Source organism: Agarivorans sp. DSG3-1, assembly GCF_046774965.1.
Lineage (GTDB): Bacteria > Pseudomonadota > Gammaproteobacteria > Enterobacterales > Celerinatantimonadaceae > Agarivorans.
In genome coordinates this window covers 4,628,887-4,638,669 of the sequence record NZ_CP177241.1, presented here as the reverse complement: position 1 = coordinate 4,638,669, position 9,783 = coordinate 4,628,887, and the positions used below count along the sequence as shown (strand labels likewise).

Sequence of the window (9,783 nt, the reverse complement as noted above, 5' to 3'; positions counted from 1 at the left end):
ACTGAATGAACAGGACTTCTTTATTGCGTTACACACGTCTTGCTAAAATTTTGTTAATAACTAGAAGTGATATCGAGTTCCGAATGCCACTTCAGTGATCTCACTACCTTTAAGTGAAACGTAGTTATAGTCTAGATGCAGTTCAACATTGGATAACACCTGATAACCGAGTCCCAAGCCTAGCGTGAGATCCCCTCCCTGAGTTTGAGTGCGCTTTAGCTTCTCACCTGCAACTTTAGTATCGTAATCTGCTTGCCATTGTAAGTAGCCTAATTTTGCTGCTACTTGCCACTTATCAGTCAACGCAGTTTTACCAATGAGGTTAAGATGAGCACCATGTCCCGAGCTAACATAACCAAATTGTGCTTGATCTAAATAGCTATCGCTATCACTGCTATTTTGCTCAAAAGAGACTTCACGAGAGCCAAGGTTCCAATAGCCAAACTCAACTGCAAAATGATTAGTCACTTGGTAGCCAAGATAAAGAGAACCACTGACACCATTGTCATCAATATCAATATTGGAAGCAGATCCATAGCTGTTTGATATTGCTGTGCCCACATTATCTAGGTCATGGGTTGTTGCTAACCCAAGGTTTGCATTGGCATACCAGCCATGATGCGTCGTGTTGTCCAAACCATTTTTTGCATGAGAGGGCAAAGATACAGCAAGGAAAAGTGACAAGATAGCTTTAGGCAACACCTTTTTTTTATTACGAAAGAGACCACAAAGTCCAAGTAGAGTTAAGGAAAATAACCCCGTAGAGCCGCCTGAAATTATAGTTTCGCTGCTAACATTTGAGCTAATAATTAGTTTAAGGGTGCCTGTAGTACTCTCTCCGTTTGAGTCATAAACGGTATAAGTAATGATATCTTCACCTTCAAAGTCGGCTAAAGGAGTGTAGGTAACAACACCATCAACAATGGAAATACTGCCATGCTCCGCAACTGCCGTGTCAATGAAGATTTCATCACCGTCAACGTCCGAAGCGTGTGCTAATAGATCAAGCGTGACATCAGGGCTGTTTAGTGGCAGTGTTTCTTCGGCATGAACAATGACTGGTGCATTATTAACAGGCACAGATTCATCATAGCTACCGTCAGCATTGAGTCGAACCACAAAAGCATCTCTACCGTTTGTACTGTTGTGCAATTTATAATCAATGGTCTCTACATTGTTTGTTCTTGGTGTTGGGTCAATATCCATCGAACCGGTAAACTGACCACTCATAATCACTTCACCCGTTGTGGATGTTGCGAAGGCACGAACGATTTTATAGCTAAGATCACCGTTCCATTGTTGTATCCATTTGGCATCGCCTTCTTTGTCGAGTTTAACGATGGCAATGTCTTGAATTAATGTCGTAGGGCTGGGGCTATAAGTGGTTACGATCTCATTGGCCCATGTTTGGACATTTTTTGCATCGCCTGTTACTTGTAATCGATCCGTCTCGCCACCTCGGTTGCGAAGAGAAAAACCAAAATAGATAGAATCACCAAAGGCGGCTAAATCATGTGAATAAACCTGAGACCAATTGGTCGAGCCATCATCAGCAGCAGGGTGATTGAAGGTTGCATACCATTCTTTGAGTCCATTGTTTTTATTAATGGCAAGAATGAACGAGTTATGGTTAGCGTTGCTCACACTGGTTGCGACCTTGGCCTCAGAAGGATCAAAGTCCAGAATACCGTCATAGCTACCATTAATGGAGACCAGCGAATCCCCCACAGCAATCATACTTGGTGCGCAATCACCACCTAGTTGCTCGACAGATGGCCCGGTTTCAACTGTTTGTGTCCAAATAGTTTCACCAGTAGCGGCATCAAATTTTTGAATAGCGCAGAAATCCTCATCTTCTTTTGAACCTGTGACTTCATAAGAAGGCTCTGAGGCATGGGAGATTGTTTGGTATGCACCATCAAAACTCGTGCCGTCTTCCGTTGATTTGTGTTTACTGACACTGTAAATGAACCCATTATCAGCTTCTATGTCAATAATGGTATCGGTTTGATCTGAGCCAATATATCGGCTCCAAAGATATTGACCATCAAAGTTCATCTTTAAGATAAAGGCTTCATCAGAAGTATCACCATCCTCTCTTTTGCCGACAACAGATTTATCATCAGGATTAAAATAGACTTCACCTTCAAAATTCCCCGCAATATAAAGGCCGCTATCATCAACAGTTACTGTATTGGGATCAATTTCGCTATCAAGATCGTTATTTGAGTCGTTTTGTAATTTTGCCCATATATTTTTTACCCATATAATATTACCTAAAGGCGATAGTTTTATAACCGCTGAAGCTTGTCTGCTTAAAGCATAGGTTTGTTCGTGAAGTAGGGTTTTTGTGCCGTCTTGATTTAAGCGACTAAATGCAATATCTTTTCTTACTTCAGCAATGATATAGACATTATTGTCTCTGTCAGTCGCCGCCGCACGCACTGCTACGTCTTCTTCCCCCTCGACTAAAAATGTCCACTGAGCAACACCACCGGCATTAAATTTTGTCAAGAACCCATCAGATTCATACGCTTTATAGTAAGGATGAAGGGTGGTATTGGTCAGCACCATATTGGGATTGGAGCCATTGGCTGAAAAGTTGATATTTTCACCCCCGGTCTCTCCCCCCACATAGGTATTCCTGTTTTTGTCTAAGACTAAGACATAGGGATCATCGCCAAAATATGCAATCTCATGCTCAATGGTGTCATAAAAATTTTCCCCGCCAAAGGTAAAGATTGGTGAGCGTGAATCCAAGCCTGCATGTGCCAAGGTACTGACTAAGCAGAGGCTAATAAGTAATGGTTTTGCCAACATTACAACTCCGTTTTGTAATTAATGCTTTTTTATTGTGTATGAAGACGATAAACACGGTAGATCGTGAATAGCCATTCATAGATGAGAATGGATTATTTCTTTTATAATGAATACGTTATGAGAAGTGTTAGAAAATAAGTCTTGTAGCGACTTAATTAGCTTATTTATCCATAAGTGCTTGATATTTAAACACTATTAGCTAGTTATTCATTCGTCATCCATACGATCGGCGGTATTATTCACAACAGGTAGTTTAAAAGCAACTAAAATCACTGACTAAATTATATATATAACTAATATTTTAAGGTATTGTGTTTTAATGTTGATGTTTATGGTTGTTTATTGGCAGTTTGCAGGATAAAACTCTAAATTGCTACAGGGCACAAATGGGCCTTAGGTATTGCTAAGTTGACACCTACAACATACCCGCGTTAGAGACAGGTTAGAAGAAATCCCGAGGTAAGGCGTCGATCTTCATATTGGTTATGGCTGTTTTACTTGCATAAACTTACCGCAAAGGTACTGGGCTGTTCTATCTAAGGCTTGGTTGCCCAAGTTATATAGGTCTATTATCAGATTTCTGTTCGTAACAACCAAGTTTTGCCGTTTGCTCCCTTCAGATCCCACCTCTCAGTGTGCACCTTAGTATAGGCTTACGGGTCTAGATTGAGCCGGTAGAGGACTTTTACTAATCCTAATAGAGAGTGTTTGAATTGATACCCTGACTCATTTCTGTCCAATTTCGAGTTACGGGATGTAAACAACAGTTGTTTGAGAACCTAGAACGTGTCTGCGGTTCTCAGGCCTTACAAGCAGTGGAGAAAGACATTATTAACTATTTCTATAAACTGTTTAATGTAACCGCCTGATTATCAATTTCTCATACTGCTGCTAATCTTTAGCGCATTGAAGCAATATTGCTCCCAGCTTTATTTAAGGAATGTATCCATGCAAAAAACGATATTGATTACTGGCTCTACCGACGGCATTGGTTTTGAAACTGCAAAAATGTTGTTGGCTCAGGGGCATCAAGTTTTATTACATGGGCGCAATGCCACTAAATTGCAGCAAGTTGAGGAGAATTTGGCTGCTTCGGTAGAGTGTGCCAAGGTACAAGGTTATGTTGCCGATTTGTCTAACTTACCGGCTGTTAAGCAACTGGCTGAGGCGATTAGTCATGATCACTCCAAGTTGGATGTGTTAATTAATAATGCGGGTGTATTTAATGTTCCCAATGCCATGACCCAAGAGGGTTTAGACCTGCGTTTTGTGGTGAATACTTTTGCGCCATATTTGCTCACAACATTGTTGTTGCCCTTAATGAATGCGAGTGGGCGAGTGGTTAACTTATCGTCGGCGGCACAAGCCACGGTAAACCTTAATGCTTTAGCGGGGGAGGGTAAGTTGTCTGATGGTGAAGCCTATGCGCAAAGTAAGCTGGCGCTGACTATGTGGTCTCGCTTGATGGGACTCGCGCAAAAATCGCAGGGCCCAATGGTGGTATCGGTTAACCCTAAATCACTATTAGGCAGCAAAATGGTGAAAGATGCTTACGGTATCGCGGGTGGCAGTTTAAGCATTGGTGCAGATATTCTTTGCCGCGCCGCTTTAAGCGAAGAGTTTAACCATGCCCACGGCCTGTATTTTGATAACGACCTAGGTCAATTCGCCTCACCTCATTCAGATGCCTTAAACGAGCAAAAATCTGAGGCTGTATTGGCGGCCATTGAAGCGCAAATTGTCAAGCTGGTGTAAGGCTTAACAACTTATATCTTCGCTAGTTGTTCGATTCTTACGCTTTAAGCTAAGCTTTTAGTTTCTGTGGCCTTAATTTGAAAGGAGTTTTTATGTTAGGTGAAGATCATTCCTTAGTGAACGAGTTCCCTGAGTTTTTAGATACGATTACTGCTTTGGTAAAAAGTGACGCTGGTTTTGCTAAAGATACTAAGCATTACAATACCTTAGATAAAGAAATTAGAGTGCTTGAGCTGCAAGGTGGGCCGATTGATGATGAAGCAATGCATAAGCTAAAACATGACCGGTCAGTATTAAAAGATGCGCTTTACCAACGGTTGAAAAGTGCCTGAGTAGCTAACAGTGGGTCGATGGTATCTTTAATAGCTTGATAGCTTGATAGCTGGTTATGCCTAAAGTACTGTCGGCCCTTGGCCTATTTGCTGTGATAAACATTCCCACCTTGGTTTATTCTTTCAATCCTCTTTTTTGTTGATACATGCTTTTGTCAGCGTCTGATAGGAGTTGTTTTACATTGGTTTCTTGGCCTTGATACAAGGTAAAGCCAACGCTTAAAGACGGTGAAATACGCTGTTCGTACCAAAGCAAGTCACTGGCTTCTACTGCTTGTTGAATTTTGCTGATGATCTTCTTCGCGCTGGCGTCATTGGTTATGCCACGCAGTACAACTACAAACTCATCTCCGCCAAATCGTGCAACGGTATCCGAGCCGCGAACATTTGCAATAAGTTGAGCAGAGACATGCTTTAACAATTCGTCACCCGCTTGGTGTCCAATACTGTCGTTTACCCGCTTAAACCCATTTAGATCTATGTTGAGTAGCGCAAAGTTGTTGCGCACCATGCTTTTTGTAGTGAGCTCGTCCAGTAAGTTGAGCACGTAACGCCGGTTAGGCAGTTGGGTGAGTTCGTCTAACAAAGAGGCTTTATGAACTTGTTTATAATGCAAAAAGTGCAATACCAGCATTAAGTAAACCAGCAGTGTGGCAATGCCGCCAATAGCGTTGGATAGATCTTTGGTTTCTTGAATGTGCTTAAGCTCATCAATATTGAATTTGGCAGCCATTAACCAACTGCCCGAGGGTAAGCGAATGATGTGCTCTACATCTGCTTGTGAGAAGGTTGACTCTTCACCATAAAAAACCTCGCCTGCTGCGCCGTCGATGGTGTGTTTTCTCAGAGAAATACTGGCGCCGTCAAATGTGTCTAAGCCGGTATCACTGATCATTTTCTGGTAATCCATCACAACACTCACGCCTCCCCAGTACTGTTTGTTCACTGGGTAATCCGAAAAAATAGGATAGCGCGCAATTAAGCCAATTCCTCCCTGCACCAACGGCAGGGGACCTGCGATATAAACCTGCTTCATTTGTTTGGCTTTTAATACGCTTTTTAGCTGTTCTGGCTTGGTTCTAAAATCAAGCCCAATGGCGCCTTCGTTGCCGTCAAGTGGGTAAACCATAGAGATAATATTGTTAGGAGCAATGCCTACATTTCTTACAAAGTTGGCTTTGTTGAGTAACTTTTGGGCAATGGTTTTCCAGTGATTAGTGGCTAGGTCAGGGTCTATGGTAACTACAGTGGCAAGGCTGTCGGCTAAATAGGTATCTTGAAAGATGTTGGCTTCAAATTTTGAACGAACAAGTGCTAAGTTTTTGCTGAGCACCGCCTCTACTTTTTTAGATTCATGAGCCACAAAATATTGAGTGGCGAATTGAGTGCCCGCAATGGCTGCGCTAAAAAATAAAATAGACGATAAAATAAAGACTAAATTAGCTTTCTTTTGTAAGCCTACAAACACTGCATGTTGCTCTATGGGTTGCTTAAGATGTTTATACTTTAGCCTAAGGAAACTGCTTGTTTATAAACGGGCTTAAGTAAATATAGAGTTTGTGATGTTTAACTCTAAGCAGATCACTTTGTTGCTCAAATTAGCAGCATAGTGAGCTAAATAGCGCAATGCAGAGCTGTGTATTGTCACTTAATCGTTTCCTGCGCTGCGTTTGCTCGGTATATTAGCCAGCAAATAATCAAAAGAGTTCGTCATGGCTAAAAAGTATTACGTAGTGTGGCAGGGTCGCGAAACCGGCATATTTACCGATTGGCCTACCTGTAAACGACAAATCGATAAGTTTGCAGGCGCGAGATATAAATCCTTTCCTACGAAAGCTGAAGCAGAAGCGGCGTTTGGTGGCAAAGCCAGTACTAGTGGTAGCTCAGGAGCCGCTGCGCCAGCAAGAAAACGTAGCGCCGGGCAAACCGTTAAAACCTATACTGCAGCCGAGATAGATAAACTTGCGGCTGAAGTGAAAATATTTACTGATGGCGGCTGTGAGCCTAACCCAGGTAAAGCGGGATCGGGCATTGCTTTGTATCGGAACAATAAAGTGGCTGAGCTGTGGTACGGTTTGTATAACCCGATGGGGACCAATAATACTGCTGAGTTAAATGCCTTAAACCAAGCATTAATCATGGCCAAACAAGAATTGGCCAATGGTAACCGAGTGGCTATTTTATGTGATTCTAAATATTCGATTCAGTGCGTCACCCAATGGGCGGCAGGCTGGAAGAAGAAGGGATGGAAAAAAGCTTCAGGTGAAATTAAGAACTTAGCGCTTATTCAAGAAATGTTTGAACGCCACCAAGAGCTAAAAGACAAGATCCAAGTGTTACATGTTAATGGTCACGTGGGGGTCGAAGGGAATGAATTGGCCGACCGTATGTCGATTCATGCTATCGCCGAGAAAGACCCGCAGTTTTGTGCTTACCCTCAGCCCATTGATTTAAAGGCTATTTTAGCTTTGCGCGCGGGGTGATGTAATGGAAAACACGCAAGCAAAATCGCTCAGCGAGCAACGTTTAGTCAGCCTTTCTGATGTGGCTAACTTGGCGCATTTCCGTATTCAGCAAGATTTTAAAGATATTGATCCGGTGATTGGCATAAGCCGTAACATGCGAAAAAATGGCGTGCCAGCAGATATTATGACCATTGATTGCTTAAAATCAGGCAAACGAATTATTGTGGTTTTACATGACCAAGATCCCGAGCAAGTGTCTTATCAGTTCTCTTATAAAGACCAAGAACCAGATGGTGAGTTTATAAGTTTGGCTAACGCTGAACTGTCTGAAGCGGTTTTTTATGAATGGATAAAAACTTACTTCACCCCTGCTAATGAGTGAGTGATACATGAGAGCTTAAAAGCCAGAGCGAACAACGGTTCACTCTGGCTTTTTTATGTCTTTAATTTACCTAATCTGTTAACCGTTTCAGCACTGGTACACGAGATAGTAAGATAAAATCTAACAGCAGTACGCTAAGCAAACTGATGCCTGCTAAGGGGAACATGAGCGATACTGCAATCATTACTAGGCTGGCAGATTTCCATAATGGCAGGTTTTGTGGCAGTGGTGGTGCAGCAAGATTCAACGCCCCTTTAGGCCTGCGTAACCACCACATCACCACCCCAGATATCGCAATAAAGACAAAGGCTACACATAGTAAAGTGTTGGCAATAACATTTGCTAGCCCCATATCACCTTGGTGAAGCGCAATGCCAGCAGCCATAAACTTAGCCATTAGGCTGTAGTCGGGCCAGGCAGCTTCAGCCAGAACTTCACCGCTGTATTGGTCTATATGGGTGGTTCTATCTTGGGTGGCATCGCTTATATCACCACTCATGGTATTGGCCGAAACGGTAAAAACACCTGTCTCAGAGCTAGGAAAGTTAACTCTGAATCGGCTAAATCCATTGGTTAAAGCAAAGTTTACCACCTGATCGATATTCCATGAGTTAGCGGCATGTAGCGTATTGAGCTGCGCCTTCGAGTTGGGCATTGGGGTTTGCTCTAAGTTCCAAGCTACCTCTTTGCTTTGGCTGTGATTCATGCTGCTGTGGTCTACCTCAGATAGCGGCACATTGTCCCACTTTTCTGCAGGAAAACTGTTCCACGGTTGTACGAATTTACCGCCCCAAATGCCGGCCCAAGATAAGCCAGACACCAAAAATAGCAGCAAAAATATACCTGTAATAACACCAATGTTGGCATGTAAATCACGCCACAATAGCCTTTTCCCGCTATTGAAACGAATTTTTAGAAAGCCCGCTTTACTGGCTTTGTCTCTTGGCCACCAAAGATATAAGCCGGTGATTAGCAATACAATGCTTAGGCTGGCAGCTATTTCAATTAGCCTGTCTCCTGTATCACCGATGAGTAAAGTGCCATGAATGTCGTTGGCTAGGCTGTACCAGCTTTCATCTCGATTTATTTCGCCTAATACCTCTGCGGTATAGGGATTAACGGTGATAAATAAAGCCGCATCACTTTGGTTTGAAATGGCAAAACGGCTGGCTTTATCTGCGGCGGGTGGAGTGAGGTATTGTTTTACTTGTGTATTGGGATATTGCGCTGCTACTGCAGCCAATTGTACAGAAGGGGCCAGCGGCGTTGTTTGAGGTTCGATATTTATAATTTGCGAGTATTCAGCTTGTTCAATGGCATCGTCGTAAAGCATGACTAACCCAGTTAGCGATAGCACAATTAGAAATGGCACCACAAATAGGCCGGCGTAAAAATGCCAGCGCCAGGCCACAAAATAAAATAACTTCGGGTTTTTAGTTGTTGTTTTTAGAGGTGTTTCAGTCTGTACAGCAGGTTTGCTTAACATGACATTTATCCTTTACATAGCTGCTAAATAGCCTGCTTACACCTTCGATTTGTTATAAATAAAGGCGCAAATACACACTATTCAGATTACTTATTAGTGACTAAATTGGCTTAGAAAAAAGTATCAGTAAAGAATGTTGTGGGAGGTGAGCGTGGGCTTTGCACTAGGTAACGGGTATTACTGGTTTCCAGCCAATAGCTTGGGGTAATAGCCACTAAAGCAAGCAGTTGATACAGCGAATGGGTAAACGCCGAGTGACCAACGGTGCTGAACTGACTTATAGAACAATGGTTGCCTTTTGAGGAATGCGGTGAGTTGTCGCTGGCACCTTCTACTTGAACCAGTTTAAAGCCACCTAAAGTACAAATAGACTGCCAAACGCCAGCACTAGAGCTGTGCGCGTTAATCACTGGCATAAGGGTAATCAACAGCCAACTGCATAACCAGGCTGATAGTACCCAATGTTTAATATTTGTACGTTTTATGTTGGCTCATCCCTGAGGTGCAGCAAATTCAGCACTTGCTAGAATACTGTCGTTAACT

At 42.6% G+C, this 9,783-nt stretch carries 8 protein-coding genes; 4 read left to right on the top strand and 4 right to left on the bottom strand.

Annotated elements, in window-relative coordinates; translation table 11 throughout:
- Positions 1–60: 60 nt before the first annotated feature.
- Complete coding sequence (locus tag ACLD71_RS21560) at positions 61–2,820, bottom strand: Ig-like domain-containing protein (RefSeq protein WP_411992060.1); 2,760 nt, start codon at positions 2,818–2,820, stop codon at positions 61–63.
- 948 nt (positions 2,821–3,768) lie between these two features.
- Here ACLD71_RS21560 and ACLD71_RS21555 point away from each other — a divergent pair.
- Together ACLD71_RS21555 and ACLD71_RS21550 are read left to right on the top strand one after the other, a co-directional pair.
- Entirely contained in the window at positions 3,769–4,575 is an 807-nt protein-coding gene (locus ACLD71_RS21555) for an SDR family NAD(P)-dependent oxidoreductase (protein ID WP_411992058.1), read from the top strand.
- 92 nt (positions 4,576–4,667) lie between these two features.
- Complete coding sequence (locus tag ACLD71_RS21550) at positions 4,668–4,907, top strand: YdcH family protein (RefSeq protein ID WP_303510788.1); 240 nt, start codon at positions 4,668–4,670, stop codon at positions 4,905–4,907.
- Between the two features lie 115 nt (positions 4,908–5,022).
- On the opposite strand, the gene ACLD71_RS21545 is transcribed toward ACLD71_RS21550, so the two are convergent.
- Complete coding sequence (locus ACLD71_RS21545) at positions 5,023–6,375, bottom strand: diguanylate cyclase (protein WP_411992056.1); 1,353 nt, start codon at positions 6,373–6,375, stop codon at positions 5,023–5,025.
- 244 nt (positions 6,376–6,619) lie between these two features.
- Between ACLD71_RS21545 and ACLD71_RS21540 the strand changes: the two genes are divergently transcribed.
- Both ACLD71_RS21540 and ACLD71_RS21535 read left to right on the top strand, forming a co-directional pair.
- Complete coding sequence (locus ACLD71_RS21540) at positions 6,620–7,390, top strand: ribonuclease H family protein (protein ID WP_137671771.1); 771 nt, start codon at positions 6,620–6,622, stop codon at positions 7,388–7,390.
- A 4-nt stretch (positions 7,391–7,394) separates the two neighbouring features.
- Positions 7,395–7,754, top strand: coding sequence for a hypothetical protein (locus ACLD71_RS21535; RefSeq protein WP_411992053.1), 360 nt, complete (start codon positions 7,395–7,397; stop codon positions 7,752–7,754).
- Between the two features lie 70 nt (positions 7,755–7,824).
- On the opposite strand, the gene ACLD71_RS21530 is transcribed toward ACLD71_RS21535, so the two are convergent.
- The gene (locus tag ACLD71_RS21530) at positions 7,825–9,240 is read right to left on the bottom strand and encodes a PepSY-associated TM helix domain-containing protein (RefSeq protein WP_411992052.1); all 1,416 of its coding nucleotides are present in this window, start codon (positions 9,238–9,240) and stop codon (positions 7,825–7,827) included.
- A gap of 110 nt (positions 9,241–9,350) precedes the next feature.
- Positions 9,351–9,656, bottom strand: a complete 306-nt coding sequence (locus ACLD71_RS21525; protein WP_411992050.1) for a hypothetical protein — start codon at positions 9,654–9,656, stop codon at positions 9,351–9,353.
- Positions 9,657–9,783 lie beyond the last annotated feature (127 nt).